The following is a 26,965-nucleotide window of genomic DNA, read 5'->3' as shown; positions in this document are numbered from 1 at the left end:
TTGAATGCAAGCAAGAAGTCGCCGTGCGGCAAAGGGAGCGAAGCTGAATGGCACGAGCAGTTCGACGCGCGCAGGAGCCGCGAGATGACGCACCGGCGTCACGGCGCACGCAGGTCGAGCGCCGCGACGAAGCGGAGCGGCGGATCCTTGAAGCCGCCGCACTGATCGTCGCCGAGAACGGGCTCGACGCGATCACGCTCGCCGAGGCCGGTGAGCGCGCCGGCTATAGCCGCGGGCTGCCGTCACACTATTTCAAGACCAAGGCCGATCTGTTGTCGGCGCTCGCCACCTACGTGATCGAGTCGTTCATCACGACGCGCCGCGCCGCCGCGCCGGAATTGACCGGCTACGACGGCCTGATCGCGTCGTTCAAATATTACTTCCTGTTGCCGGCGCGGAATCCCGTGATGGGGCGCGCCTTTCACGTCGTGCTGGCGGCTGCGCTCACGGTGCCGCAGATCACGGCTACGGTTGCCAGGCTCAATCGCGAAACGCGCGGCGAAATTGCAGCCGGCCTCAGTGCGGGGATCGCGGCAGGCCGGCTGCGCGCCGACCTCGATCTGGAGACCGAGAGCGCACTGATCCTCGCCACGCTGCGCGGATCGATTGCGCAGTGGCTGGTCGATCCGGAGGGCGTCGATCTCGAGACAATGAGCGCGCGGTTCATCGCGGCGGTCGAAGGAAGGTTGGCGAAATGAGCATCCTGCCGAACAGCGTCGAATACTGGGCCGCCAATCGTCCCGACGATGCCGCCTTCATCGAGGGCGACCGCCGGATGACGTGGTCGGAGCTCAACGATGCGGCGAATCGTGTTGCACATGGCCTGGCGGCCCGGGGCGTGGTCGCCGGCGACATCGTGGTGCTGCGGACCCAGATCCGGATCGAATGGCCGGTTCTGAGCGAGGCGATCGGCAAGCTGCGCTGCTCGCTGCTCGGTCTGAACTGGCGGCTGACGCCGTCGGAGACGCAGTATGTGCTGTCCAACAGCGGCGCCCAAATCGTCGTCTGCGACGACGAGGATCCCGCGGCGCTGCGCCCTGCATTCGAAGGCTTGCCGATCAAGCTCGCGGTCTCGATCGGCACGGCGTCGCCCGGCTTCGTCGCCTTCTCCGAGCTGCTCGACACGCCTGCCGATCCGCCGCTGCATTCAACCAGCCGGCCGCCGCTGATCCTTTATACGTCGGGCACCACGGGCCTGCCCAAGGGCGTGGTCTCGGTGGTGCAGCCGGGCGTGCAGATGGATCAACGCACCAGCGAATATCTCTCCGACGTCGCATCGACCCGGCGCGGCCAGGCCGGCGGCGTCTCGCTGTTGACACTGCCGCTGCATCACGGCGCCGGCCCGTCCCAGGTCTGGGGCGCGATCCAGCTCGGCAATCCGACGATCCTGATGCGCCGCTTCGATCCCGAAGGCGCGCTTCGCCTGATCGCGGCCCATCGCGTCACCAACTGGACCGGCGTTCCGACCATGTATAAGCGCCTCGCGGCGCTGCCCAAGGAGGTGCTCGACGCCTACGACGTCTCGTCGATCCGCGCGCTGTCGATTGGTGCTGCACCGGTGCCCTATGAGCTGAAGCGCTGGATCATCCGGTATTTCGGCAGCGATGTCCTTGGTGAAGGCTACGGCGCCACCGAGGTCGGCATGATCAGCTTCCTGCCGCCCGAGATGCAGGAGCGCAAGCCCGGATCCAGCGGCCGCCCGCACAAGCACGTCGATATCTCGATCCGCGATGTCGAGGGGCGCGAGCTGCCGCGCAACCAGTCCGGCGAGATCTGGATCAGGACGCCCGTGACGATCCGCTCCTATCTGAACGGCAAGCCGCTCGGGACGGACACGCGTGACCACGACGGCTACTTCCGCGTCGGTGATGTCGGGATGCTCGACGACGACGGCTATCTGTTCATCACCGATCGCGCCAAGGACATGATCATCGCCGGCGGCGTCAACATCTACCCGGCCGAGATCGAGGCCGCGATCCTCCGGCATCCGGACGTGCAGGACGTCGCGGTGATCGGCATTCCCGACGACGAGTTCGGCGAGCAGGTCAAGGCATTCTGCGAGCTGAAGCCGGGCCATACCGCTGACGAGACCGCGATCCTCGACTTCTGCCGCGACCATCTCGCCTCGTACAAGCGGCCGAAGACGCTGTCGATCGTCGATGAATTGCCACGCAACACCATGGGCAAGCTGCTCAAGCGCGAACTGCGCGAGCCCTACTGGAAGGGACGGGAGAGAAACGTATGAGTGATATCCTTGATCTGAACGGCAAGGTGACGCTGGTCACCGGTGCGGGCCAGGGCGTCGGGCGCCAGATCGCGCTGCATTTCGCCGCGCACAACGCCGCCGGCATTGTCGTCAACGACTACTTCCTCGATCGCGCCGAGCAGGTCGCGCGCGAAATCAACGCCGGCGGCGGCAAGGCAGTCGCGGTGCAGGCCGACGTCACCGATCTCACATCGGTCAAGGCGATGGTCGGCAAGGCCGAGCAGGCGTTCGGCCCGATCGACGTGCTCGTCAACAATGCCGGCAATGCCGGCGCGACCCCCGATCCGGATGCGCGCAAGCCGTTCTGGGAGACCGGCCCCGAAGTCTGGAACAGCTTCATCGGCGTCAATCTCTACGGCGTCATCAACTGCGCCTCGGCCTGCGTGCCGCAGATGATCGAGGGCAAGGGCGGCCGCATCGTCACCATCATCTCGGATGCCGGCCGTGCCGGCGAGGCGGGCCTCGAGGTCTATTCCGGTGCCAAGGCGGGCGCCGCCGGCTTCACGCGCGCGGTCGCGCGCTCGCTCGGCCGCCACAACATCACGGCGAACTGCGTCGCGATTGCCGCCACCCTGACGCCGGCGATCGAGGCGCGGCTGAAGGCCAATCCCGAGATGCAGAAGAAGATGATGGAGCGATACGTCATCCGCCGCCCGGGCCTGCCGTCCGACGTCGCCAACATGGTGCTGTTCCTGGCCTCCGATGCCAGCGCGTGGATCACCGGCCAGACCTATCCGGTCAATGGCGGTTTTACCTTCGCATTGTGAGGCGTAGCGATGAGGACCGAGAATGAACAGGTCGTTCTGACCGAGCGGCGCGGCCACATCCTGGTCGTGACCCTGAACCGTCCCGAGGCGCGCAACGCCTGCAACGCCGCGCTTGCGCGCGGTATCTCCGATGCGATGGATCTGCTCGACGCGGAGGACGCGCTGTTCGCAGGCGTCATCACCGGTGCGGGCGGCAATTTTTCGGCCGGTGCCGACCTCAAGGCGGTTGCGCGCGGCGAGCGCGGCGTGACCGAACGTGGCGGCTTCGGATTGTTTCGCCGGCCGCCGCGCAAGCCCCTGATCGCGGCCGTCGAGGGCTATGCCGTCGGCGGCGGGCTCGAGCTTTGCCTGTCCTGCGATCTGATCGTTGCGGCGCGCGACGCCAAGATGGGCCTGCCGGAAGTCCGGCACAATGTCGTTGCGATCGGCGGCGGCCTGTTCCGGTTGCCGAAGCGGATCCCCTATCACGTCGCGATGGAGCTGGCGCTGACCGGGCAGTTCAAGGGCGCGGAGTATTTCGAGCGCCTGGGCCTCGTGAACCGGCTCGTCGAGCCCGGGCAAGCACTCGAAGCCGCGGTCGACTTTGCCAATGAGCTCCTCGTCAACGGCCCGACGGCGCTCGCCGCCTCGAAGGAGATCATCTTCCAGGCCGCGAACTGGACCGACGAAGGGGGCTGGGCCGCACAGATGCCGATCGCGGAACGCGCGTTGAACTCCGAGGACCGCGCCGAAGGCCTGAAGGCGTTCGCCGAGAAGCGCAAGCCGGTCTGGAAAGGGCGCTGATCATGCAGGTCGCTGCCCGCCGGAGTGCGTTTCCCGCCGCGATCGCGCAGCGGCTTCGCCTGCCGCTGATCGCAGCGCCGATGCTGCGCGTGTCCGGCGTCGATCTCGTGACGGCGGTCTGCCGCTCCGGCGCGGTCGGCGCGTTTCCAACTGCGAATGCCCGCTCGGTCGAGGAACTCGACGCCTGGCTCACCCGGATCGCGCGCAACGTCGCCGAGCTTGGCCGCCCCGCGGCGCCGCATTGTCCGAACCTCATCATCCGCCAGCCGCGCTTCAAGGACGACCTCGCCTGCCTTGTGCGGCACAAGGTCGAGATGGTCATCACCAGCGTCGGTTCGCCGGCGGCAGCCGTTCAGCCATTGCATGATGTCGGCTGTCTCGTCTTCGCGGACATTGCCTCGCTACGTCATGCCGAGAAGGCGATCGAGGCGGGCGCCGATGGCTTGATCCTGCTGACTGCGGGGGCCGGCGGGCAGACCGGCTGGGCCAATCCATTCGCCTTCGTGCGCGCGGTGCGCGCCATGTTCGACGGTCCGGTCGTGCTCGCGGGCGGGGTGACCGACGGCACCGCGCTCGCCGCGGCGCGGCTGCTCGGCTGCGATCTCGCCTATATGGGAACGCGCTTCATTGCGGCGCGCGAGAGCATGGCGAGCGATGCCTATCGGAATATGCTGGTCGACAGCACGCTCGATGACGTCATGCTGACAAAAGCCTTCACCGGGCTCGATGCCAGCATGCTGCGGCCCTCGATCGTCGCCGCGGGTCTCGATCCCGCAAATCTCGACGAGTCCGTTTCGGAAGCGCGCGCGCGCGAAAAGTTCGGCGGCAAGAATGACGCGGACGGGCCGCGGCGCTGGATCGAGGTCTGGAGCGCCGGTCATTCGGTCTCCGGCGTGCACGCGGTGACAGGCGCCGCCGACATCATCGACGAGATCGCCGCGCAATATCATGCGGCATTCGACAGAGGCGCTGCATAAGGCGCCCAGATCAAGCGGAGGAAACCATGGAGACGATCAGCCGTAGGACGCTGCTCGGGACGATGGCGGCTGGGCTCGCGGCGTCCCTTGGCGGCAAGGCATTTGCCGGCGCCTCATACGATCCCGGCGCCAGCGATGCGGAAATCCGCATCGGGCAGTTCGGGCCGCTCAGCGGCCCGGTGTCGTCGTTCGGCGTGCTTGCCAATGCGATGGATGCCTATTTCCGGATGCTGAACGAGAGCGGCGGCATCAATGGCCGCAAGATCAGGTTCATCAACTATGACGACGCCTACAGCCCGCCGAAATCGGTCGAAGCGGCGCGGCGCCTGGTCGAGGGCGACGAGGTGCTGTTCATCGCGGGCGCGATGGGAACGCCGGGCAACATCGCGGTGCAGAAATACATGAATGCGCGCAAGGTGCCGCAGCTGTTCCTTGCGGCCGCCGCCAGCAAGCTGGCGGACCCGGTGGCCAATCCATGGACCATGGTCAGCGGATCGACCTACGAGATCGAAGGCGGGGTCGTCGGCCGCTACATTGCCGGCTCCACGCCCGACGCGAAGATCGGCCTGCTGTACCAGAACGATGACGCCGGCAAGGCGACGCTGGCAGGCCTGAAGTCCGGCCTCGGCGCCAAGACCGCGCAGATCGTGTCCGAGCTGAACTATGCGGTCGGCGATCCCACCATCGATTCTCAGATCGTCCAGATGAAGCTGTCCGGCGCCGACGTGGTGTTCCTCGTCACCATTCCCAAGATGGCGAGCCAGGCGCTGCGCAAGATGGCTGCGCTCGAGTGGCGGCCGCAGGTGTTCCTCGGCGCCGGCAACGGCTCGGTGCGGGCGACGCTCAAGCCTGCCGGCTTCGAGACTGCGCAGGGCGTTCTCGCCTTCGCGACGCGGATGGATCCCGGCAATCCACTCTGGGCCGACACGCCGGACATGAAGCAATACATGGCGTTCCTCGATGGCTACGCGCCGAACGCCGATCGCGCGGACGATCTCTACGCCATCGGCTACACCGCCGCGGCAACCGCCGCCCACGTCATCAGGCAATGCGGCGACCAGCTGACACGCGCCAATATCCTGCATCAGGCGACCAGCCTGAAGAACTACGCCGCGCCGCTTCTCATTCCCGGCATCACCCTCAACACCACGCCGAGCGACTATGTGCCGATCAAGCAGTTTCAGCTGATGCGGTTCAAGGGCGAGGCCTATGAGAAGGTCGGCGAGCTGTTCACTGCGGCGTGACCCATCACCTCGCCCGCACATCCTTGTGAAGGCCGTGGCCGCGTCCTGCGCGTAACACACGCGCGGCGCGCTGCGTAGTCCTGCCACGAACGCCGCAATAGCGGCCGATGATGGCAACCCAGGGAAGAAACATCCGGATGAATCTGTCGTTCAACATCGCCGAACGAGGCGAGGGGTCTTTTCGTCTGCTCGCGATCCTGCGCTGGGTCATGGTGGTGATCTTCGTGTCGTTCGGCATGCAGAAGTTCACGCTGCAATCGGCGCAAGGCATCGCGCAATTCATCAGCAACAGCCCGTTCGTCTCGTGGCTGTCGGTGTTCGGCCTCCGCGGCGAGGCCTATGTGCTCGGTGTCACCGAGTTCGGCATCGCCGTGCTGCTTGCCGCCGGCGCATTCAACCCGATGCTGTCCGCGATCGGCGCGCTGATGGGCGTGATCACCTTCGCGGTGACGTGGTCGTTCTTCTTCACCACGCCGGGCGTGGTCACATGGAGCCTGTCGACCGATCCGATGGCCTGGAACCTGGCCGGCGAGTTCCTGTTCAAGGACGTCGTGCTGCTCTGCGTCTGCTTCGTGCTGCTGCTGGCGTCGTTGCCGGGTCGGATCATCCGCTCGCGCGCGGCATAGTCGCGTCACTCGAGCGGTCGATGGTTAATCCATGCTTAATCGTGGCATCGCGCGCATCCGGCATCTGGAACAGGACAATTCGTCGCAGACCGCAATGTCTTGTCACTCGAATCCGATGCGGCTATGCAACCCTTGATTGACGAATTGTTGCTAGTAGGAAACGGTCCCCGGTTGGGAGCTGAATGTGACGAAGTCAGACACGTCGACGGTCGGCCCGGCAAGCGTTGGTCTTGCCCATCCGTCGAAGCTTACCCCCGGCATTTTCAAACGCCCCGCATTTTTTGATGTCATTGCAGTTCCCGCGCCGTGGCTGGAGTGGGAGGGCGGTCGCGATCGCGACGTCCGGCAGTGACCGCCGGAACCGCGATCGGGCCGCCCGTTCCCCGGCCGGGGCGGATCACGCTGGAATGCGCGCAATCGTGAATGCGGACCGACCGGTTCCGTCGCTAGGATCGCGATGTCGCCACCTCTTGATGGCTGAACAGGCCCGCCCGCGGGTCACATCGCAACATCGTCCCGATTTCAGTCTTTATGAGACAATGGCTTCTCGTCCGGATCGTCACCGTCCTGCTTGCCGCAGCTGTTAGCGCGCTTGCGACGGCGCGCGCGGATTCCGACATGGATGCGCAGATCAGGGATATCGTCACGACGGAACTCGCGCCGACCGCGACGCCCGCCGATCCCGGAGGCCTTGCCGCGGCGGTCTACGCCGGCGGCCAGGTGACCTTCTTCACCTACGGCCTTGCTGACGTTGCGCGGAAGCAGCCGGTCACCCCGGACACCCTGTTCAACCTCGCTTCGCTGCGCAAGCTGTTCGAGGCGACGCTGCTCGCGCTCGGCGCCGAGCGCGGCGAATTGCGGCTCGACGATCCCGTCGAAAAGTATCTGCCCGAGTTGCACGGCGACTATATCAGCCGCGTCACCCTCGGCGAGCTCGTCAATCATACGTCCGGGCTGCTGCTGCCGACCGATCATCCGCCATGGCCGAACGAGACCTTCGGCCGCGATCAGTTCATTGCGATGCTCAATGCCTGGACGCCGCCTGACGGAGTAGCGCCCGGCAAGCAGCGCATCTACAGCCATGCCGGCTATGTGCTGCTGCAATTGGTGCTGGAGCGGCGCTATGGCACACCGATCGCGACGTTGATCGAAAGCCGCATCCTCACGCCGCTCGGCATGACCTCGACCTTCGTTCCCGAGCGTGCCGAGGACAATCGCGCGGTGCTCGCGCCGGAGATCATGCAGCGCATGGTTCAGGGTTACTCCCACGACGGTACGCCGATCGGGCCGCCCGGCAATCAGCAGAGCTATTATGATTTTGCAGGTACCGGCCAGATGTTTTCGTCGGCGCGCGATCTCGGCATCCTGCTCGGCGCCTGCCTCGACGGCGCGGCGATCGATCCCGAATTGCGTGCGGCATTGCAGGCGACCATGCGCGAGAGTTTTCGTGTCGATGCGAAGTTCGGCCAGGCGATGGCGTGGGAGCATGTGCGGCTCGATGGCGTCACCGTCATCGACAAGCCCGGCGGTCTCAACAATGCCTCGGCCTATATCGGCCTGGTGCCGGCGCGCAGGTTCGGCATCGTGCTGCTCGCCAATCGTGGCGACTATCCGCACGAGATCGCGCGCTACAAGATCCTGCCGGCCCTCGCGCGGCTCTGATCAAACCCTGATTCCCTAGCAACGCCGCGTGCCAATCCGATGACATGGCACGCGCGGCAGCGTAGGGGGCTGCATGCAAAAATTGTCATGGCACGGAACCATGATCGGCTGTATAAGCCGGTAGCTTCTTCTCCATTCTGAAGAGGCTGCTATGACTGATCTGCAAAATTCCGATTTGCACACTCCTGATCTGCACGCTCCTGATTTGCACAACACGGACCTTTACGGTTGGCTTTCGCAACAGCCGCACGGCTTGCGAACCTACCGAACCCTCCAGGACAAACTCGAGACCTTGAGCAGGCATCAGCCCGAGCAACGGGCGATGTGCCGGCTGCTGAGCGGCTTGGTCGGCAATTACATCGAGGCCTTCGATGAGGAGCCATTGCCTGTGGCGGTGGCCGACCGCGCCTATGGCCGGTTGCTCGATCTCGTCGCAAGCCTTGATTTCAAGGGAAATTCCGACCGCCGCCTCGCCGACATCAACCGCATTGCGTCCTGCGACCTGCTGAACTGATCGTGGCCTGAGTTACCTGCGCGCGGCGGCGAGCTCGCGATAGAGCGCGGCGTAGTGGCCGGCGCGATTGCGCCACGACACATCGGTGGCCATGCCGGCCTGTTGCAGCCGGCGCCAGGTCACCTTGTCGTTGAACAGCAGGTTCGCCGTGCGCAAGCCATGGGCGAGCGCTTCCGAGGTGACGGGTGCGAATTTGACGCCGGTTGCGGCACTGCCTGTGACTGCGGCTTCATCGAAGCCCAGCACGGTGTCGGCAAGGCCGCCGACATTGGCGACGACGGGGACGGCGCCGTAGCGCAGCGCGCAGAGCTGGGTGAGGCCGCACGGCTCGAACCGCGACGGCACCGCAAGCGCATCGGAGCCGGCCTGGATCAGATGCGCCAGCGCCTCGTCATAGCCGATCACGACGGCGATCCGCCCGGGATTGTCGTGCGCCAGTGCGGTGTAGCGGTCCTGCAGATCGCGATCGCCGCTGCCGAGCAGCGCGAGCTGAATGCCTTCGCCGAGCAAGGTCGGAATGTTCTCGAGCAGGAGGTCGAGGCCTTTCTGCCACGACAGCCGGCTGATGACGCCGAGCAGCATTGCCTCCGGCGCCGGATCGAGCCCGAAGCGCCGCTGCAGCGCCGCCTTGTTGGCGGCGCGCTCGGCGATCCGCCCGGCGCCGAAGCGTGCCGCGATGTCGGGATCGGTGGCCGGATTCCAGACGTCGATATCGATGCCGTTGAGGATGCCGCTCAGCACGTCGGCGCGTTCGCGGAGCAGGCCGCCGAGTCCCATACCGCCTTCGTCGCTCTGGATCTCCTGCGCATAGGTCGGCGACACCGTGGTGATGCGATCGGCGAATTGCAGGCCGGCCTTCAAGAGACTGATGGTGCCGTAATATTCTACGCCGTGCAGCGAGTAGGCTTGGTCCGGCAGGCCGAAGGCGGCGAGCATGTCCGGCGAGAACTGTCCCTGATAGGCGAGGTTGTGCACGGTCATTACCGTGCCCGGCCGTTTGGGCCCGCCATAATGCAGATAGGCCGGCGCAAGCCCGGCTTGCCAGTCATGCGCGTGCACGATGTCGGGGACGAATGACGGGATCGCACCGCGGCCGATTTCGGCCGCCATCCGCGACAGCGCTGCAAAGCGGATGCCGTTGTCGGGCCAGTCGCGTCCGTCCGGGCCGACATAGGGATTGCCGGGGCGGGCATAGAGATGCGGCGCGTCGAGCGCGAACAGGTCGAGGCCGCCATGGCTGCCGCCGAGCACGCGGATCGGCCCGCCGTAGAATTCCGGCCAATGCAGCAGCGTCTGTGCGGAGGCCACCGCGTCGAGCACGGCCGGATAGCCGGGCACCAGCGTCCGCGTCGCGACGCCATGCCCTTGCAGCGCCGCCGGCAGGGCGCCGACCACGTCGGCAAGGCCGCCGGTCTTGACGATCGGATAGACTTCCGAGGCGACCGCGAGGACGCGCAGCTGCGTCATGTCCCGAGCCTGTCGATCATCGGCTGGGTGATCAGCGTGATGCCGTGCTCGGTGGTGCGGAAGCGCTTGCCGTCGAACTCGGGATCCTCGCCGACCACGAGTCCCTCCGGAATTCGCACGCCGCGATCGATCACGACGTTCCTCAGGCGGGCGCCGCGGCCGACATTGACATAGGGCATGATCACCGCGTTTTCGACATTGGCGTAGGAGTTGACGTGGACGCCGGTGAACAGCAGCGAGCGGCGCAGCGCCGCGCCGGAGATGATGCAGCCGCCCGAGACCAGCGAGGTCACCGCCTGCCCGCGCCGGCCATCCTCGTCATGGACGAATTTGGCCGGCGGCGTGATCTCGGCATAGGTCCAGATCGGCCATGAGCGATCGTAGAGATCGAGCTCCGGCACCACGTCGGTGAGATCGATATTGGCGGCCCAATAGGCATCGACGGTGCCGGCATCGCGCCAATAGGCGCGCGGGTCGTCGCCGGAGCGGACGCAGGAATCGTTGTACTGATGCGCGATCGCGCGGCCGTGCTTCACGATGTAGGGAATGATGTCCTTGCCGAAGTCGTGGGCCGAGTTCGGGTCAGCGGCATCGCGGCGCAATTCGTCGAACAGGAATTCCGAATTGAAGACATAGATGCCCATGCTGGCGAGCGACTTGTCCGGCTTGCCCGGCATCGGCGGCGGGTCGGCCGGCTTCTCCAGGAAGGACTGGATCAGGCCGTTCTCGTCGATATGCATGATGCCGAAGCCGGAGGATTCCGCGCGCGGCATTTCCAGGCAGCCGACGGTGACGTCGGCGCCGCTCTCGACATGCTGCTTCAGCATGATCTCGTAGTCCATCTTGTAGACGTGGTCGCCGGCGAGCACCAGGATGTACTTGGTGCCGTGCGCCTCGATGATGTCGATGTTCTGGTAGACCGCATCGGCCGTGCCGACATACCACATCGTCTCCGAGACGCGCTGGCTTGCGGGCAGGATGTCGAAGCTCTCGTTTCGTTCCGGGCGGAAGAAGTTCCAGCCGCCTTGCAGATGCCGGATCAGGCTGTGCGCCTTGTACTGGGTCGCCACCGCGATGCGGCGGATGCCTGAATTCACCGCATTGGAAAGCGCGAAATCGATGATGCGCGACTTGCCTCCGAAATACACCGCCGGCTTGGCGCGCCTGTCGGTGAGCTCCTGAAGTCTGCTGCCGCGTCCGCCGGCCAGCACGAAGGCGAGGGCGTGACGCGACAATGGTTCATTTACGACGGTTCTCATGGTCATCCTCCCAGAACTTCAGGCGTAGCCCCGCTGCCTCCTCTTGTCTGGAAGGCCTGATCGGGCGCCAACGGGGCCGATTGGGAACGTAGCAAGCGCGCCCCGGTTGAGCAAAGCGGATGATCAATTTTCGTTCCCCTGGCCCCGGCTCGTGAAGATCGGGGTTGCAGGCGGGTTAAGCCTATTGACGAGGCGCGATTTCGCCCTAGAGCAGGTCTGCGCATATCCCGCCCAAGGTCCCGTCCAAGGCCAGCATCTCATGACAGTTTCTTCGGTGACGCCTCAGACCGTCCGTGCAATGCTTCTGCTGGGCAGGGAGATCGCGCTGCTCGACGTCAGGCATGAGGCGGAGTTCGCCACCGGCCATCCGCTGTTCGCCGCCAACATGGCCGCCGGCCGGATCGCGCTCGAAGCCGAGCTGCGCTTGCCGCGCAAGGACGTGCCGATCGTGCTCTATGACAATGGTGAGGGGCTGGTCGCAGCCGCGGCCGAGCAGCTGCAGGCACTGGGCTACGGCAATGTCGCCGCGCTCGAAGGCGGCTTGCAGGGCTGGAAGGCCGCCGGCTACGAGGTGTTCGAGGACGTCAATTCCTATGCCAAGGCGTTCGGCGAGCTGGTCGAGTCACGCAGGCATACGCCGTCGCTGAGCGCCGACGAGGTCGCCGCGCTGATCTCCGAGAAAGCCAACATCGCCATCCTCGATGTGCGCCGGTTCGACGAATACGCCACCATGAACATTCCGGGCTCGGTCAGCGTGCCCGGCGCGGAGCTGGTGCTGCGCGCAGGGCGCGCGGCACCCGATCCCGACACCACCATCATCGTCAACTGCGCCGGCCGCACCCGCTCGATCATCGGCACGCAATCGCTGATCAACGCCGGGCTGCCGAACAAGGTGCGGGCGCTGCGCAACGGCACGATCGGCTGGACGCTGGCGAAGCACCAGCTCGAGCACGGCGCCGGCAAGCGCGGCGCGATCGGGCCGTTCGAGGGCGCCGCCGGCAAGGCGCGCGACGTCGCCTATCGCGCCGGCGTCCGCCATATCGGTCCGGCCGAACTCGCCGCGCTGGAAGGCGACGCGCAGCGCACGCTGTATCGCTTCGACGTGCGCGATGCGGAGGAATATGCCGCCGGTCACCTGGCCGGATTCCGGCATTATGCCGGTGGCCAGCTGGTGCAGGAGATCGATATGGCAGCTCCCGTGCGCGGCGCGCGCATCGTGCTGACCGACGACAAAAGCATCCGCGCCGACATGACCGCGTCCTGGCTCGCGCAGATGGCGTGGGAGGTCTACGTGCTCGAAGGCGGCTATGACGGCCGGCTCGGGATCGGACCGCCGCGCGTGGTGCCGCGGCCCGATCCCGCGCATCGCTATCGGCGCCCTTACGAGGGCACCGGCGTCGCCGAGCAGGAGATGCAGGCCTATCTCGATTGGGAGTACGGGCTGGTCGAGCAGCTCCGTCGCGACGGCACGCATGGGTTTTATGTGATCTGAGGAGCGGCGAGACGCGGTTCGAGCTATGACCGCACCGCCCCTGCGCTTCCTCTCCCCGTTCTTACGACGATCTTACGGGAGAGGGTTGGGGTGAGGGGCGTCTCGCGAGTTCGGTGACAGGCTGAGTTCGCCGAGGCTCCCCCTCACCCGTAACGCATCTGACGATGCGTTACGGCCGCTCCCCGCACGCGGGGCGAGGTGAAGCGGAGCCAGCGGTCCGGTCTCTACTTCGGCAGCGCCACCGGCGTCAGCGTGAACGGACCGGGGTCTTTTCCCTTGTTGTCGCCGATGATGTAGGACAGCTTGCCCTCGGCGATCCAGCCCGTGCCGCCGACCTCGGTCACCGAGACCGGCTCGGCGAGACCATCCTTGATGGTGTCGATGGCGGCCTCGCTGCCCGTCACGGTCACCTTGTCGAGCTTGCCGTTGCCCTCGATCAGCAGGAAGCCGCTGCCATGGGCACGCAGCGCGTCGGCATGATCGAGCGGCCGCGACGGCTTCAGCTCCGTCACCGTGCCCGCCTTGCCGTCCTTGACCTCGACCTTGAACAGCTTCGCGGGAATGAAGGTCGTGACGTAGATATTGCCGTCGGCGCCGATCGCGATGCCGTCGAGCCCGACGCCGTCCTTGGCCGGCGCGAGCTGCGGATCGGTGGCAAAGGTCGCAAGCGCGGTGGCGCCGGGCTTCAGGCTGTAGACGATCGGGGTGAAGGAGTCGCTGACATAGGCGGTGCCGTCGGCGCCGACCGCGATGTCGTTGCACAGCGATTTCGGATCGCTCAGCGCGAAGCTGCCTTTCGGCGCGCCGCTCTTGAGGTCGAAGGTCTTCAGCCAGGCGCCCTTGGTGTCGCTCGGTCCGGCGACGCCGAAGCCGGAGATGTCGTTGGAGCAGACATAGAGCGTGCCGCTCTTCTCGTCGGCCAGCACGCCGAGCGTCGAGCGGCTGTCGGCAGCGCCCGGATTGACCAGCTGCTCGGCCTTGCCGCCCGAAATCTTGGTCACGCCGCCATGGTTGAAGCTGCCGACGTAAAGCGTGCCGTCGGAAGTCGACGTCACGCTCTCCGGAAAGCTCTTGTCGGGCACGCCGACCGGCGCGGTTTCGGCGCGGGCTGCGCCGGTCGGATCGAGTGCAAGGATAAGGGCCGCAGCGCTCGCGAGCGATGCGCGGCGGATCTTGAGCAGGTCTCCCGTTGCGCGCGGATGTCCCGCGTCGCCATTCTTCTTTACCATGATCGCGTTTCCTCGATGATCCCAGTTGGACCAGGCAGGAATTGTTCAGGCGATCGTCTCCGGTCGATAGTTGTTGTGCAGGGTTCCCGACCGGATTGTTCACCCGCCTGCCTTGTCACTATCGATGTATACGATAGTATATAGCGTGAGGAAAGCTCGACGGCTGGAAAGCGGGTTTACGGATGCGTGGGCGTTCGCCTGCAACGAATGCAGCGCGAGCCGGATCGTGGATGCCGCACGGCGCAGGCAGGAAACGGTTCGGCGGAAGTCGTAAGGCGGGATGCTTCCAGTTTCGTCATTGCGAGGAGCGCGAGCGACGAAGCAATCCATCTATCCGTAAGCAACTGGATAGATGGATTGCTTCGTCGTTTCACTCCTCGCAATGACGAAAGTGCGACGGAACTCAATCCGGGCTGAACGCGTCGTACACCAGCTTGCGGAATGCCGGCGTGATGCGCTGGCGCTCGTTCTGGGTCTGCTCCAGCATGATGTAGATCATGTCGAGTTTCGGATCGACGCCGAAATAGGTGCCGCTGCCGCTGTCCCATTTCAGCTCGCCGATCGAGCCGGGCGGCGGCGGCTTGGCGATGCCGGGATCGGTGCGCACCGCGATGCCGTAGCCGTAGCCGAAGCCGTCGCCTGGAAAATACCAGTAGTCGCGGCCGACGCCCGAGCCCGGCCCGATATGATCCGTTGTCATGGTCTTGAAGGCGGCGGGGCTGAGATAGCGCTTGCCGTCGAGCTCGCCGCCGTTGAGCAGCATCTGCGCGAAGCGCGCATAGTCGGTTATGGTCGACACCAGGCCGCCGCCGCCGGATTCCCATTCCGGATGCCCGCGCCGGTCGTTCTCGCCTTCGATCAGGATCGTGTCCGAAGGCAGCGGTTCGGCCAGCCGCGTCCGTTCCGTCTCCGCATCGAGCACGTATCGGGTGTCGGTCATCCCAAGGGGATCGAAGATCCGCTCCTTCTCGAACTGATAGAGCGTCTTGCCGGAGACGATCTCGATCACCCGGCCGAGCACGTCGGTGGAATGACCGTAGCGCCACAGCGTGCCGGGCTGCCGCGACAGCGGCAGCTTGGCCAGCCTTGCTGTGAATTCCTTGTTGTCGAACTTGCCGTCGAACAGATGTCCCGCGCGGTAGATCTTCTGGATCCAGTCGGCGCCGATATATTCGTAGGTGATGCCCGAGGTGTGCCGCATGATGTCTTCGATGGTCACCGGGCGGATCGGCGGCACCAGCTCCACCTTGTCCGGATCGTTGCCGCCGTCGGGTTCGATCGCGACCTTCACGTCGGCGAACGCCGGAATGTATTTCGACAGCGGATCCTGCGGCGACAGTCTGCCTTCGTCGACCAGCATCATCGCGGCGGTGTTGGTGATCGGCTTGGTCATCGAATGCAGCGCGAACATCGTGTCCGCCCGCATCGGCGATTTGGTCGTGACGTCGCGATAGCCAAAGGCTTTCAGATAGACCGGCTTGCCGTGCTGCTGGATCAGGATGACTGCGCCGGGCAGCTTGCCGCTGTTGACTTCATTGTTGAAGAATTCGGTGATGCGGTCGAGCTTCTCCGGCGACGGGGCAGGGGCGTCGGTGGCGCGTACGTCGCCCGATGTGACAAGTGCAAGACACGCGATCGCGGTCGTTACCCCACGAAGTATCCGCACGGCAGGGTGGATCGCCCGATCATATCCACATGACATTGAGAAGCCCGCCCCTGCCTGATGTTCTGAACGCCGCATGTCTAGCGCAGGCGCCCGCGCAGCATAATCATTTTCGAGCGAGTTTATTCCCGAACGATGGTCGAATTTTAGACAATCTGCGTGGCGCCGGCCGGCATACGCACGGCATTCGACAGCACCTGCAGCGCCTGGCTCAGCTCGGCGCGGTTGCGCGCGGCGCCGAGCGAGACGCGCAAGCCACGCGGCGCGGCATCGCCCGCTGCAAAGGCGTCTTCGCCGACGACGGCAAGGCCATTGCGCATCAGATGCGACAGCAAATCGGTGCCGTCGAAATGCTTCGGCAGCGGCATCCACAGATGATGGCTCGCCGGCCGCGCCGCATAGCTGACGCCCTTGAGGAAGCGGGCGGCGAGCTGCTGGCGCGCGGCGGCCTCGTTGCGGATGGCGCGGATGATGTCGGCGGCGACGCCGGAGCGCAGCCATTGCGTCACCAGCGCCACCATCAGCGATGGCAGCATTTGCATGGTGGCCTGCATGCTGGCGCGCATGCGCTGCTCGGCGCTCGCATCGGGCGCCAGCAGATAGGCGACGCGCAAGGCCGGCGCGATGCATTTGGCGATGCTCGCGGCGTAGTAGGTGTGCTCCGGAATCAGGGTCGCGATCGGCGCCATCTGCGGTTCGAGCGGGCCGTAGACGTCGTCCTCGATCAGGACAGAGCCGCGCTTCCGGATGATGTCGGCGATCGCCTTGCGCCGCGCAGTGCCCATGGTCGCGGTGGTCGGGTTCTGCTGCGTCGGCACCAGATAGACCGCCTTCGGCCTGTGCTTGCGGCAGGCCTCGTCCAGCGCGTCGGGCCGCGCGCCCTCCGCGTCCATCGCCACGCCGATCAGGCGGACATCGAGCCGCGCCGCCGCGGCCTTGATGCCGGGAAACGTCAATGCTTCCGTCAGCACCACATCGCCGGGCGATGTCAGCGCCAGCAGCGCGTTGAAGATGATCGCCTGCGAGCCCGGATAGATCACGATGCGGTCGGCGGAAGCGTTCGGCACGCGCGGCTGTAGCCACGCGGCGCCGACCTCGCGCTCGTCGGCAGTGCCGCCGGGACGCGTGTAGCCGAGATAGGCGGAGAACCCGGCGTCTGAGCGGATGGTCGCGAGGCCCTGCGCGATGCGCAGGTCGAGATTGGCCTCGACCGGCTGCGGCGGCAGGTTCATCGACAGGTCGATGTTGACGGGCGCGGATAACTCGGAGGCCGCGCGCGCGGTGGTCTCCGAGACGAAGGTGCCCTGGCCGACGCGTGCGTCGAGCAGTCCGCGCCGCCGCGCCTCGCCATAGGCGCGCGTCACCGTGGTGAGGTCGATGCCGAGCGCGGTCGCCAGCGCGCGATGGGTCGGCAGCCGCTGGCCGCGGACCAGCCGGCCGCTGGCGATATCGGCGGCCAGCGCATCGACGATGCGCAGGAACATCGGGCCGTGCCATTCCGAAACTGTAGGGATCCAATCCATGCAATCCAGCATGTTGTCTTTGATTGTATGCTAATCGAGACATATTGTATGGATCATCAGATCAGGTCAAGGACAACGACCAAGGACGACGACGATGACCGAGACGGTTTCCCTGCCAAAGGCGATGTTGCGCGGATTTTCGATGAAGTGCCCGAACTGCGGGCGCGGCCATCTGTTCGGCCGCTTCCTTAAAGTGGCGGACCATTGCGAGGTGTGCGACGAGGACTTCACCCCGCAGCGTGCGGACGATTTCCCGGCCTATCTCGTCATCGTCGTGGTCGGCCACGTCGTGGTGCCGGCGCTGCTCTGGATGGAGATGACCTACGCGCCGCCGGCCTGGCTGCAGCTCGCGATCTGGCTGCCGGTGACATTGTTCAGCGCGCTGGCGCTGTTGCAGCCGACCAAGGGCGCGATCGTCGGCTTGCAATGGCAACTCGGCATGGAGGGATTTGCGGCGACGCGGCGTGCGGTGGCGACGGTGCGGAACAGCGTGGGCTCTGTAGGGCGGATTAGTTAGCAAAGCGTAATCCGCCGTAGCTCAACGAGCGAAGGCGCAAGCGCGATCGCCACGCCGCCTCCCAAAAGGATGGTGGCCACAGCACGGCTTGAGTGTTGGGTCGCTGTCAGGCATCGTCGGTCCAATGATGCGGGATGCGTCCTGCTTGATGCCGTGACAACACGGACCTTCGGCCAGGTCTGGTCGTTCCGAGGTGGCTGAAAGATGGATGAGCGCCTTCGATCAATCGTTGCCGACTTGCGTACGAAGAGTTCCGGTGAGGCTGCTGACTGGCTGATGAGGCACTATCCCGTCAGCGATACCGGCGTTGGCGAAGCGATAACCGTCATCCAACACCTGTCATGGAAGAAAGCTGATCAGATACGGCTGGCTGAATATTATCTGGGCGGCATGCCGTTCGCTTCGGCCAGGCCCTACGAGGTTTTTGCATCATTCATGCAAACGCATCGTCTGGTCGATGTCATGCGCAAGTACATACCCAATAATGATCGTAGCCAACTGCTCGAATATCATGCTGGGCCAGTGCTGACTCGGGCAGCGAAAACTCCGGAGGATCATGAAGCGGTGCAGAGTTTTCTGGCGGAAGTGAGGGTGAGAGGAGGGAGGCAATATTCTGGATGACCCCATCAGCAACTTTAGGGCGGACTAGCGACTTGTTCGCTGTAGCTCCGCGAGCGAAAGCGCAAGTGCAATCCGCCGCGCTGATCGCGACGAAGATGGTGGGTTATGCCTTCGGCTAACCCACCCTACAAGATCAAATCGGATGATGATGCGGCCGGAACATCCGACCCTTCTCCGTCACCAGCACCAGGGCGAGCGCGGCCAGCGTACACAGGAAGAATCCGGTCGCAAACGGCAGCAGGGTGCCGTCGTAATCCTGGCCGATCGTGGTGCCGACGCCGATCCCGAGCAAGGTCGTGATCGTGCCGTAGAGCGACGACGCGGTACCGGCGATCTTGCCCTGCGGCTCCATCGCCAACGCCGTGAAGTTCGCCATCATCAGCCCGAACGCGAACATCATCAGCCCCGACAGCACCATGAACAGCGGCAGCGACAGCGTGTCGGTCTTCACCGCGAGGAACAGTGCCGCGGCCACCACGGCGAAACCGGTCAGCGCGGCGTGCGAGATCACCCGCATGCCGATGCGGCCGACGATGCGAGAATTGAGGAAGCCGGCGATCGCGACGCCGACCGCGCAGGCGGCGAACGCGACCGGGAAGTAATGCCCGAGCTTGAAGATCTCGGTGAAGATCTGCTGCGACGAGAACACGAAGGCAAACAGCGAGCCCTGCACGCCGCCGGCGGCGAGCGCATAGCCGAGCGTCTGGCGATTGGTGACGGTCTGGCGGAATGCGGACAGCACCTCCGGGATCGCCAGCGACTTGCGCAGCTCCTTCGGCAGCGTCTCCGGCATCCGCATCGCGCTCCAGGCCAGCGCGATCACCCCGTAGATCATCAACAGCACGAAGATGCCGCGCCAGTGCGTCAGCAGCATCACCGCCTGGCCGAATGACGGGGCGATCACGGGGACGGCGATGAACACCATCATTGCCAGCGACATCACGCTCGCCATCCGCCGCCCGGCGTAGCAGTCGCGCACGATCGAGGTCGCGATCACGCGCGTCGCCGCGGTGCCGAGCCCTTGCAGCGCGCGCGCCAAGAGCAGCGTCTCGAACGAGGGCGCCATGATCGCGAGCAGGCCGGCGATGGTGTAGACCGTCATGCCGCCGAGCAGTACCGGGCGGCGGCCGAAGCGGTCCGACAGCGGGCCCATCACGAACTGGCCGACCCCGAAGCCGACCAGGAAGATCGACAGCACCATCTGCGGGCGGTTGGCGTCGGCGATCTGGAATGCGGAGCGGATGTTCGGCAGCGCCGGCAGCATCATGTCCATCGCCAGCGGGTTCAGCGCCATGATGGAAGCGATAACGACGACGAATTCCGGAAAGCCCATCGGGCGGTGGCCTGAGGAGACCCAGGCATCGGCATTGATGTCAGACACTTACGACCTCTTGGAGCGCTGGGATCATAATGCTCTTGCTGCAATGCACAATCGGCGTTTTGGGATGGGAGACCGTCGGCGACGGGTGAGGTAACTGGGTCATGGAACCGGTCGGGCAGGGGGCGGCCCGCGTGTCGGCGTGGCTACACCGTTGCGATTGCAACTATTTTGCTCGTGCTCGGCCGGAAGCTCTGCTATCCCGCTACCAGCACCCGTGCCGGGGCAGGCCATCGCGCTCGAACACGCGCACGGACAAGAACCGCACCTGGGGAGGCCACATGTCCATCGAACTATCCGCGCGGTCGCGCGGCGCTGAACTGTCGGATGAGGAACGCAAGGTCCTCACCGCAACGCTCGTCGGCACCACCATCGAGTGGTACGACTTCTTCGTCTACGCCCAGGCCGCCGGCCTGGTGTTCGGCGCGCTGTTCTTCGCGCCGATGAACGCCAACAATCCGCTGCTGGCGCAGATCGTCTCGTTCGCGACGCTCGGCCTCTCCTTCCTGTTCCGGCCGCTCGGGGCCATCGTCTGCGGTCATCTCGGCGACCGCTTCGGGCGCAAGAACATGCTGGTCGTCACGCTGCTGTTGATGGGCGCTGCGACCGCGCTGGTTGGCCTGCTGCCGACCTATGCGCAGATCGGCGCCTGGGCGCCGGCGCTCCTCATTCTTCTGCGCATCCTGCAGGGCTTCTCGGCCGGCGGCGAGTGGGGCGGCGCGGCGCTGATGGCGGTGGAATCGGCACCCGTCGACAAGCGCAGCTTCTTCGGCTCGTTCCCGCAGATCGGCACGCCGCTCGGCATGATCCTGGCGACCGGCGTGCTGTGGGTGCTGACGGCGATGCTCGGCAAGCAGGCGATGATCGAATGGGGCTGGCGGATTCCGTTCCTGCTGTCGATCCTCCTGATCGTGGTCGGCATCGTGATCCGCCGCACCGTGGAGGAATCGCCGGTGTTCCAGGCGATGCAGCGGCGGCACAAGGAATCCTCCGCGCCGCTGCGCGAACTGATGCGCAATCATGCCAAGGAGATCCTGCGCACCGCCTTGATCTTCATGGCCAACAATGCGGCCGGCTACATCCTGATCGCGTTCATCATCAGCTATGGCGCCAACACGCTGAAGCTGCCGTCGGAGCAATTGCTGCTGATCGGCACGCTGGCGGCAGTGAGCTGGTTCATCTTCACGCTGCTCGGCGGCATCCTCGGCGACAGAATAGGTCGCGTGCGCTGCTTCCAGATCGGCTACACCCTGATGGTGCTGTGGGCGGTGCCGATGTGGTTCTTGATCGACAGCAAGAATTTGCTGCTGTTCTTCATCAGCGCCGTCGGCCTCACCATCGCGCTCGGCCTGTCCTACGGCCCGCAGGCCGCGCTCTATGCCGAGCTGTTTCCGGCCAAGGTGCGCTATTCCGGCGTCTCGATCGGCTACGCGCTCGGCGCCATCTTCGGCGGCGCCTTCGCACCGATGATCGCGCAATGGATCATCGGCACTTACGGCGAGTCCTGGCGGGTCGGCGTCTATATCGGCCTGCTGGCGCTGATCTCGCTGATCACGGTGTCGACGATCAGGGATCCGCGGGGCGTCGATCTGAATGTGAAGGACGCAGGGACGTAGGCGAGGGGAATCCGTAGGGCGGATTGGCCGCAAGGCGTAATCCGCCACTGCCGTTGCGTCGCGGTGGATTACGCCTTCGGCTAATCCACCCTACGCAGCGGCGGCCATTCAGATCCGGGCGCCGCGGTTGTAGCCGTCGACGAGCTGATTGTAATCGCGCATCAGCCGCGCCGGTGAACCTTCCACCATCCAGCCGGCGCCGGCATTGCTCAGCATCATCTTCTCACCGGAGCTGTAGGGCACCTTGTCGCGCATGCGGCGCATCAGCTGCTTGGCCGTGGTGAGGAATGATTTGGCGCTGCCGACGAACATCGAGCCGAGCTTGACGTCGCCGTCCTTGCCCGAGGCGTCCTCCATGGCCTTCACCGTGGCCTCATACTCGCTGAGCCCCTGGGTGATCGCGTCGAGGTCGGGCTTGTCGGCCTGCTCCGCGCGAAGCACGCGTTTGGCCTGGATCATCAGGGCCTCGACATAATAATGCGACTTGCGGCCTTCGCTCGCCTCGATCGCGGCCAGCTGCTCGGCCGAGCGCTTGTCATTGATCGCCTCGACGCCGGCGCGCAGCGCCTTGTCGGCGCCGGCGAATGCATCCCATGCCGCGACCAGGCGCGGATGCAGCGCCTTGCCCTTGGCCATCTTGTCGTCCTTGTAATTCTCCTGGGTGTAGTAGTCGTCCGCCTCCTTCAACAGCGGCTCGAGCGTGGTCACGGCGGCAACATAGGCATTCGCAGCCGATTCAAGCCCGGCGTCGTGCGGGTCCGCCGCATTGGCGGCCGCGACGCTCGTCTTGCAGTCGGAGGTGTCGTAGATCGTGTAGGTGCCGTAGATGATCCGCTCCTTGCCGGTGGGACCGCTCCTGGCGGCCCAGGAAAAGTAGCGGTCGCGGGATTCGTAGGAGCGCGACGACAGACGATTGATTCACCCGACATAGGCATTCATCTTGCGCGTCAGTTGCGCGGAGGCGGCGTTCTCCGATGACGCAGGCGGCGCCTGCTGGGCGACGGCCGGTTCGAGACAGGCAGCGATGGCTGCAATTGCAAAGAAACGGATATTTCGCATCGGGGGTTTGCCCTCATCTCAGCCGCACGTTGCCCGCCCCAGCTTGGAAGGATTGTGTGACGGCAGACGGTGACGTCACACGCGCTTTCGCCGAGGCCGCGCGGCACACTATCGATCAACGTGTTTGTCGGCTATGGGCCAGACGCCACTACCGCCGAAACAATGCGCTGATGGCCGCCTACTTGATTCCGAGCAAAGCCTTCAACTTCAACACCGCGCTGTCGGGCGTCGTCAGCACCTCGCGGCCGGTGATGTCGGCGACGCGCGCGGCGGTTGGGGCCATGCTGTATTGTGCGAGCGCGATCAGGTCGCAGTCGCGCAAATCGCGGCTGGCCTCGATCACGATGCGGTCGTGCTCGGCGCGATCGCCGCGATCGAGTGCGGCCAGCGCGCCGTCGGCGAGCTTGGGCACCAGCGTCACGGACGACGGAAATTCCGGCGGCATCGACACCAGCGTCGGCGGGAAGGTCGAGAGCAGGCCGATGCGTTTTCCCTTGGCGACCGCCTGTTCGATCATCGCCTCGTTCGGCTTCAACACCGGCATCGGCGCGTGCGCGCGCGCCACCGCCTCGATGCACGGGCCGAACGCCGAGCAGGTGAACAGGATGCCCTCGGCGCCGGTGCCGGCTGCATATTGCCCGATGGCAAGGAAGCGCTCGGTCATCCGGTCGGTCAGCTTGCCGTCGCGCGCGAGGTCGGCCGACAGACTGTCGTCGAGCAGGTTCATCAGCCGCGCTTCCGGCCAATGATTTGCGAATGACGCCTCGATCGGCGCGATCGAATGCTTCAGGGCATGAATGAGGGTGATGCGCATGATTTCTTTCTACTCCCTCTCCCCGCAAGTCGTTGAGGTTGGAGGCTATAATCCATCAACTCGTCATTGCGAGGAGCGATAGCGACGAAGCAATCCATCGCTGTACTTGTGGCGCTATGGATTGCTTCGCTTCGCTCGCAATGACGGGAGGAATAGGTTCAAGGCCTATCAGAGGATCATTTGAACGGGATCGCGTACATCAGGCCGCCCTTGCTCCAGGTGGCGTTGAGGCCGCGTTCGAGCTTCAGCGGGCTTGCCTTGCCGACATTGCGCTCGAAGATCTCGCCGTAATTGCCGCCGGCCTTGATCGCCGCGACCAGCCATTTGTTGTCGAGGCCGAGCCGCGAGCCGAGATCGCCGGATGCGCCGAGCAGGCGCTGGATCGCCGGCACCTGCGACTTCGTCATCTCGTCGACATTGGCTTGCGTCACGCCGAGCTCTTCGGCTTCGACCAGCCCGTAATGCAGCCAGGTGATGATGTCGCTCCAGACCTCGTCGCCGTTGCGGGTGAACGGGCCGAGCGGCTCCTTGCTGATGGTCTGCGGCAGCACGACATAGTCGTCGGCCTTCGGTGCCGCGGTTGCGACCGCGCCGGCAAGCGCCGAGGCGTCCTGGGTCATGGCATCGCAGCGGCCGCCGAAGAAGGTCTGGTACATGGTATCGGGACGGTCGAACACCAGCGGCTTCCAGTCGATGCCGTTGGCGCGGCCGTAATCGCCGAGCGTCACTTCATGCGTGGTGCCCTGCGCGACGCAGACGGTGGCGCCCTTGAGGTCCTTCAGCTCCTTCACGCCGAGGTCCTTCTTCACCACAAAGCCCTGGCCGTCGTAGAAATTGACCGGGCCCTGGCGCAGGCCGAGCGTGGTGCCGCGCAGATAGGTCTGCGTCGAATTGCGGTAGAGCACGTCGATCTCGCCGGATTGCAGCGCGGTGAAGCGGTTCTGCGCGGTCAGCGCGACGTAGCGCACCTTGGCTGGATCGCCGAGCACGCCGGCGGCAAGCGCGCGGCAATAGTCGACGTCGAGGCCCTTGAAATTGCCCTGCGAGTCCGGCGCCGAGAAGCCGGCAAAGCCGGTCGAGACGCCGCACACCAGGGTGCCGCGCTGCTTGACGGTGTCGAGCGTCGCCGCGCTCGCGGTCGCGACGCCGGCGACGAGAACGGCTGCAGTAATCAATCCCCTGTACATTTTACACCTCCCTCATGCTTGAGCATGATCTTCTCGGAAAACCGGTGCCCACTTTTCCGGATCATGCTCCGTGACCAACATCCTTCAGCGCGCTGTCGACCGCAGCGCCGAGCCTTTCGACGATCATGTCGATGTCGCCGGGCGTTGCGATATAGGGCGGGGCGAGCAGCACATGGTCGCCGCGCTGACCGTCGGCGGTGCCGCCCGACGGATAGCAGCCGAGGCCGCCGGCAAACGCCGCGGACTTGATCCGCTGATGCAGCTTCAGCTTGGGATCGAATGCCTGCCGCGTGCCGCGGTCGGCGACCAGCTCGATCCCCCAGAACAGGCCGCGGCCCCTGATGTCGCCGACATGGCGGTGATTGCCGAAGCGCTCGATCAGCCGCTGCTCGAGCTGGCGGCCGCGCTCCTTGACCTGGTCGAGCAGCCTCTCCTCGGCGATCGTCTTCTGCACCTCGAGGGCGGCGGCGCAGGCGAGCGGATGCGCCAGATAGGTGTGGCCGTGCTGGAACGCGCCGGAGCCGTTGCGCACGGTATCGACGATCGTGCCGCTCGCGAGCATCGCGCCGATCGGCTGATAGCCGCCTCCGAGTCCCTTGGCAATCGCCTGGATGTCCGGCGAGATGCCTTCCTGCTCCCACGCATGCAGCGTGCCGGTGCGGCCCATGCCGCACATCACCTCGTCGAGGATCAGCAGCGCGCCGTGGCGAGTGCAGATCTCGCGCACCGCCTTGAAGTAACCCTCCGGCGCCGGCACGCAGCCCGCGGTGGCGCCGACCACGGGTTCGGCGATGAAGGCTGCGACATTGTCGGGGCCGAGCCGCTGGAATTCAGCCTCTAATTCGGCGGCGAGGCGGCCTACGAACGCGGCCTCCGATTCATCGTCGCGCTTCTCCTGATAGGCGAAGGCGGGGGTGACATGGCTGAACGAGGGCGACAGCAGCGGGGCGTAGGGCTCGCGGCGCCAGGCATTGCCGCCGGCCGACAGCGCGCCGAGCGTGTTGCCGTGATAGCTCTGGCGGCGGGCGATGAAGCGCGCGCGCTTCGGCTCGCCGCGCTCGATGAAATATTGCCGCGCCAGCTTGATCGAGGCCTCGATCGCCTCCGATCCGCCGCTGACGAAGTAGACATAGCCGAGCCCGCCGGGCTCGTGGCCCACCAGCCGCTCGGCGAGCTCTTCCGCGGGCTCCGACGAGAAGAAGCCGGTGTGCGCATAGGCGATCTTCGATGCCTGCTTGGCGATGGCGGCAAGAATGCGCGGATGCTGATGACCGAGGCACGACACCGCGGCGCCGCCGGAGGAATCCAGGACGCGGTGGCCATCCTCCGCGATCAGCCAGACGCCGTCGCCGCCGATCGCTTTCGGCGGGGTCTCGCGCAGGCTGCGGTGCATCACGCGGCTCTTGTGGGCTGCCATGATACTCATCCTTTCTCGGCAATATATTGCGACATCCTGGCAAGCCGGCCTTCGGTCTCTTCCAGCTTGCGTTTTGCCGCGGCGCCGCCCAGCGTGAAGGCGACCGCGGCAAGCGACTGCGCGACCGCGATCGCGCCGGTGAGGCTCGGGAAGAAGCCGGGCGAGGCGGCGGCCTCGAACAGCAACAGATGATCGGCGCCTTCGGCCATCGGCGCTGTGATCGTGTCGGCGATCGCGATCAGGGCGGCGCGCGCCTGATGCGCCGCACGCGCGGTCTCGACGCTGACTAAAGTGTAAGGCGCAAAGCCGATCACCACCACGGCGTCCTCAGTGCGGAAGGCGCCGTGGTCGAGATCGAACGGGCCGGAACCGCCGACCAGCTGCACGGCGTCGGGACGGAACAGGCGAAGCTGATAGGTCAGCAGTTCCGCGACGCTGCGGCAGCTGCGAAAGCCTGATATCCAGATCCGGTTCGCCGAATGCAGCGCACGCGCGGCGTCGGCGATCGCGTTCGCGGAGATGCGCGCAAGCCCCGCCGCTTCGGCTTCCAGCTTGTCGTGGACCAGTTTGACATCGGCATTCGGCCCGGCGCGGCGGCTCCTGGCGCGGCCGGAGAACGGCGAGCCCTGCGCCGGCCGTCGCGCTTCGGTGAGTGCAGCGCGCAATTCATCCCAGCCGGAATAGCCGAGCGCCTTTGCCAGACGCGTAAAGGAGGCTGGATCGGCGCCGGCGACGGCGGCGAGCTCGCGCATCGAGCGGGTGGTGGCGTCGTAGTCATTGGCTGCGACAAACCGACCGACCTCCTGCAACCGCATTGGCAGCGACGGCAATGCGCTGCACAATTCGTTGAGGGGCGATGGTTTCGGCTGAGCCTGGGCCATGAA

General features: G+C 65.4%; 25 protein-coding genes. 14 read left to right on the top strand and 11 right to left on the bottom strand.

Annotated elements, in window-relative coordinates; translation table 11 throughout:
• The first annotated feature begins 47 nt into the window (after window positions 1-47).
• The 10 genes from ACVINW_RS00125 (at window position 48) to ACVINW_RS00080 (ending at window position 8,839) form a co-directional block, all read left to right on the top strand.
• Window positions 48-698: a TetR/AcrR family transcriptional regulator gene (locus tag ACVINW_RS00125; protein WP_456749445.1), complete on the top strand. Its 651-nt coding sequence runs from the start codon at window positions 48-50 to the stop codon at window positions 696-698.
• Window positions 695-2,245: a class I adenylate-forming enzyme family protein gene (locus ACVINW_RS00120; RefSeq protein ID WP_456749444.1), complete on the top strand. Its 1,551-nt coding sequence runs from the start codon at window positions 695-697 to the stop codon at window positions 2,243-2,245. The genes ACVINW_RS00125 and ACVINW_RS00120 overlap by 4 nt, the downstream gene beginning before the upstream one ends.
• A complete protein-coding gene (locus ACVINW_RS00115) occupies window positions 2,242-3,033 on the top strand; it encodes an SDR family NAD(P)-dependent oxidoreductase (RefSeq protein ID WP_456749443.1) in 792 nt (263 codons plus the stop codon). Before ACVINW_RS00120 ends, ACVINW_RS00115 begins: the two co-directional genes overlap by 4 nt.
• A 9-nt stretch (window positions 3,034-3,042) precedes the next feature.
• A complete protein-coding gene (locus ACVINW_RS00110; protein WP_456749442.1) occupies window positions 3,043-3,816 on the top strand; it encodes a crotonase/enoyl-CoA hydratase family protein in 774 nt (257 codons plus the stop codon).
• 2 nt (window positions 3,817-3,818) lie between these two features.
• The gene (locus tag ACVINW_RS00105; RefSeq protein WP_456749441.1) at window positions 3,819-4,793 is read left to right on the top strand and encodes an NAD(P)H-dependent flavin oxidoreductase; all 975 of its coding nucleotides are present in this window, start codon (window positions 3,819-3,821) and stop codon (window positions 4,791-4,793) included.
• A gap of 26 nt (window positions 4,794-4,819) precedes the next feature.
• Window positions 4,820-6,037: an ABC transporter substrate-binding protein gene (locus ACVINW_RS00100; RefSeq protein WP_456749440.1), complete on the top strand. Its 1,218-nt coding sequence runs from the start codon at window positions 4,820-4,822 to the stop codon at window positions 6,035-6,037.
• A 137-nt stretch (window positions 6,038-6,174) separates the two neighbouring features.
• Window positions 6,175-6,663 carry a DUF417 family protein gene (locus ACVINW_RS00095; protein ID WP_456749439.1) on the top strand — a complete coding sequence of 163 codons (489 nt, stop codon included), beginning with the start codon at window positions 6,175-6,177 and terminating at the stop codon, window positions 6,661-6,663.
• Between the two features lie 184 nt (window positions 6,664-6,847).
• Window positions 6,848-7,015, top strand: a complete 168-nt coding sequence (locus ACVINW_RS00090; RefSeq protein WP_456749438.1) for a hypothetical protein — start codon at window positions 6,848-6,850, stop codon at window positions 7,013-7,015.
• Between the two features lie 179 nt (window positions 7,016-7,194).
• Window positions 7,195-8,325 (top strand): serine hydrolase, encoded by a 1,131-nt coding sequence (locus ACVINW_RS00085; RefSeq protein WP_456749437.1) that lies wholly within the window; start codon window positions 7,195-7,197, stop codon window positions 8,323-8,325.
• A 151-nt stretch (window positions 8,326-8,476) separates the two neighbouring features.
• A complete protein-coding gene (locus ACVINW_RS00080) occupies window positions 8,477-8,839 on the top strand; it encodes a hypothetical protein (protein ID WP_456749436.1) in 363 nt (120 codons plus the stop codon).
• A gap of 12 nt (window positions 8,840-8,851) precedes the next feature.
• Here ACVINW_RS00080 and glgA read toward each other — a convergent pair whose 3' ends face one another.
• Together glgA and glgC are read right to left on the bottom strand one after the other, a co-directional pair.
• A complete protein-coding gene (gene glgA, locus ACVINW_RS00075) occupies window positions 8,852-10,306 on the bottom strand; it encodes a glycogen synthase GlgA (RefSeq protein ID WP_456749435.1) in 1,455 nt (484 codons plus the stop codon).
• Window positions 10,303-11,565, bottom strand: coding sequence for a glucose-1-phosphate adenylyltransferase (gene glgC / locus ACVINW_RS00070; protein WP_456749434.1), 1,263 nt, complete (start codon window positions 11,563-11,565; stop codon window positions 10,303-10,305). Before glgC ends, glgA begins: the two co-directional genes overlap by 4 nt.
• A 259-nt stretch (window positions 11,566-11,824) precedes the next feature.
• Between glgC and ACVINW_RS00065 the strand changes: the two genes are divergently transcribed.
• Window positions 11,825-13,057, top strand: a complete 1,233-nt coding sequence (locus ACVINW_RS00065) for a rhodanese-like domain-containing protein (protein WP_456749433.1) — start codon at window positions 11,825-11,827, stop codon at window positions 13,055-13,057.
• Between the two features lie 224 nt (window positions 13,058-13,281).
• Here the strand turns inward: ACVINW_RS00065 and ACVINW_RS00060 are convergent, their stop codons facing one another.
• From ACVINW_RS00060 to ACVINW_RS00050, 3 genes are all read right to left on the bottom strand, one after another.
• Window positions 13,282-14,286 (bottom strand): hypothetical protein, encoded by a 1,005-nt coding sequence (locus ACVINW_RS00060; protein WP_456749432.1) that lies wholly within the window; start codon window positions 14,284-14,286, stop codon window positions 13,282-13,284.
• Between the two features lie 403 nt (window positions 14,287-14,689).
• Entirely contained in the window at window positions 14,690-15,988 is a 1,299-nt protein-coding gene (locus tag ACVINW_RS00055) for a serine hydrolase domain-containing protein (protein ID WP_456749431.1), read from the bottom strand.
• Between the two features lie 107 nt (window positions 15,989-16,095).
• Window positions 16,096-17,472, bottom strand: coding sequence for an aminotransferase-like domain-containing protein (locus tag ACVINW_RS00050; RefSeq protein ID WP_456749430.1), 1,377 nt, complete (start codon window positions 17,470-17,472; stop codon window positions 16,096-16,098).
• Window positions 17,473-17,566: 94 nt separating this feature from the next.
• Between ACVINW_RS00050 and ACVINW_RS00045 the strand changes: the two genes are divergently transcribed.
• On the top strand, window positions 17,567-17,989 hold the full coding sequence (locus ACVINW_RS00045) for a DUF983 domain-containing protein (RefSeq protein WP_456749429.1): 423 nt from the start codon (window positions 17,567-17,569) through the stop codon (window positions 17,987-17,989).
• Between the two features lie 204 nt (window positions 17,990-18,193).
• Window positions 18,194-18,610, top strand: a complete 417-nt coding sequence (locus ACVINW_RS00040; protein WP_456749428.1) for a hypothetical protein — start codon at window positions 18,194-18,196, stop codon at window positions 18,608-18,610.
• 133 nt (window positions 18,611-18,743) lie between these two features.
• Here ACVINW_RS00040 and ACVINW_RS00035 read toward each other — a convergent pair whose 3' ends face one another.
• On the bottom strand, window positions 18,744-19,943 hold the full coding sequence (locus ACVINW_RS00035) for a multidrug effflux MFS transporter (RefSeq protein ID WP_456756257.1): 1,200 nt from the start codon (window positions 19,941-19,943) through the stop codon (window positions 18,744-18,746).
• A gap of 326 nt (window positions 19,944-20,269) precedes the next feature.
• Between ACVINW_RS00035 and ACVINW_RS00030 the strand changes: the two genes are divergently transcribed.
• The gene (locus ACVINW_RS00030; RefSeq protein WP_456749427.1) at window positions 20,270-21,604 is read left to right on the top strand and encodes an MFS transporter; all 1,335 of its coding nucleotides are present in this window, start codon (window positions 20,270-20,272) and stop codon (window positions 21,602-21,604) included.
• Window positions 21,605-21,712: 108 nt separating this feature from the next.
• On the opposite strand, the gene ACVINW_RS00025 is transcribed toward ACVINW_RS00030, so the two are convergent.
• The 5 genes from ACVINW_RS00025 to ACVINW_RS00005 all read right to left on the bottom strand — a co-directional run.
• Window positions 21,713-22,513 carry a YiiG family protein gene (locus ACVINW_RS00025; protein ID WP_456756256.1) on the bottom strand — a complete coding sequence of 267 codons (801 nt, stop codon included), beginning with the start codon at window positions 22,511-22,513 and terminating at the stop codon, window positions 21,713-21,715.
• 328 nt (window positions 22,514-22,841) lie between these two features.
• Complete coding sequence (locus ACVINW_RS00020) at window positions 22,842-23,477, bottom strand: aspartate/glutamate racemase family protein (RefSeq protein WP_456749426.1); 636 nt, start codon at window positions 23,475-23,477, stop codon at window positions 22,842-22,844.
• A 176-nt stretch (window positions 23,478-23,653) separates the two neighbouring features.
• Complete coding sequence (locus ACVINW_RS00015) at window positions 23,654-24,664, bottom strand: amino acid ABC transporter substrate-binding protein (protein ID WP_456749425.1); 1,011 nt, start codon at window positions 24,662-24,664, stop codon at window positions 23,654-23,656.
• Window positions 24,665-24,725: 61 nt separating this feature from the next.
• Window positions 24,726-26,081 carry an aspartate aminotransferase family protein gene (locus tag ACVINW_RS00010; RefSeq protein WP_456749424.1) on the bottom strand — a complete coding sequence of 452 codons (1,356 nt, stop codon included), beginning with the start codon at window positions 26,079-26,081 and terminating at the stop codon, window positions 24,726-24,728.
• 5 nt (window positions 26,082-26,086) lie between these two features.
• A partial coding sequence (locus ACVINW_RS00005) for a MurR/RpiR family transcriptional regulator (protein WP_456749423.1) occupies window positions 26,087-26,965 on the bottom strand: 879 nt, incomplete at its 5' end.

The organism is Bradyrhizobium sp. USDA 4461 (assembly GCF_054055655.1).
Note: the sequence above shows the minus strand (reverse complement) of the source record. Positions and strands in the feature narration are given on the sequence as shown.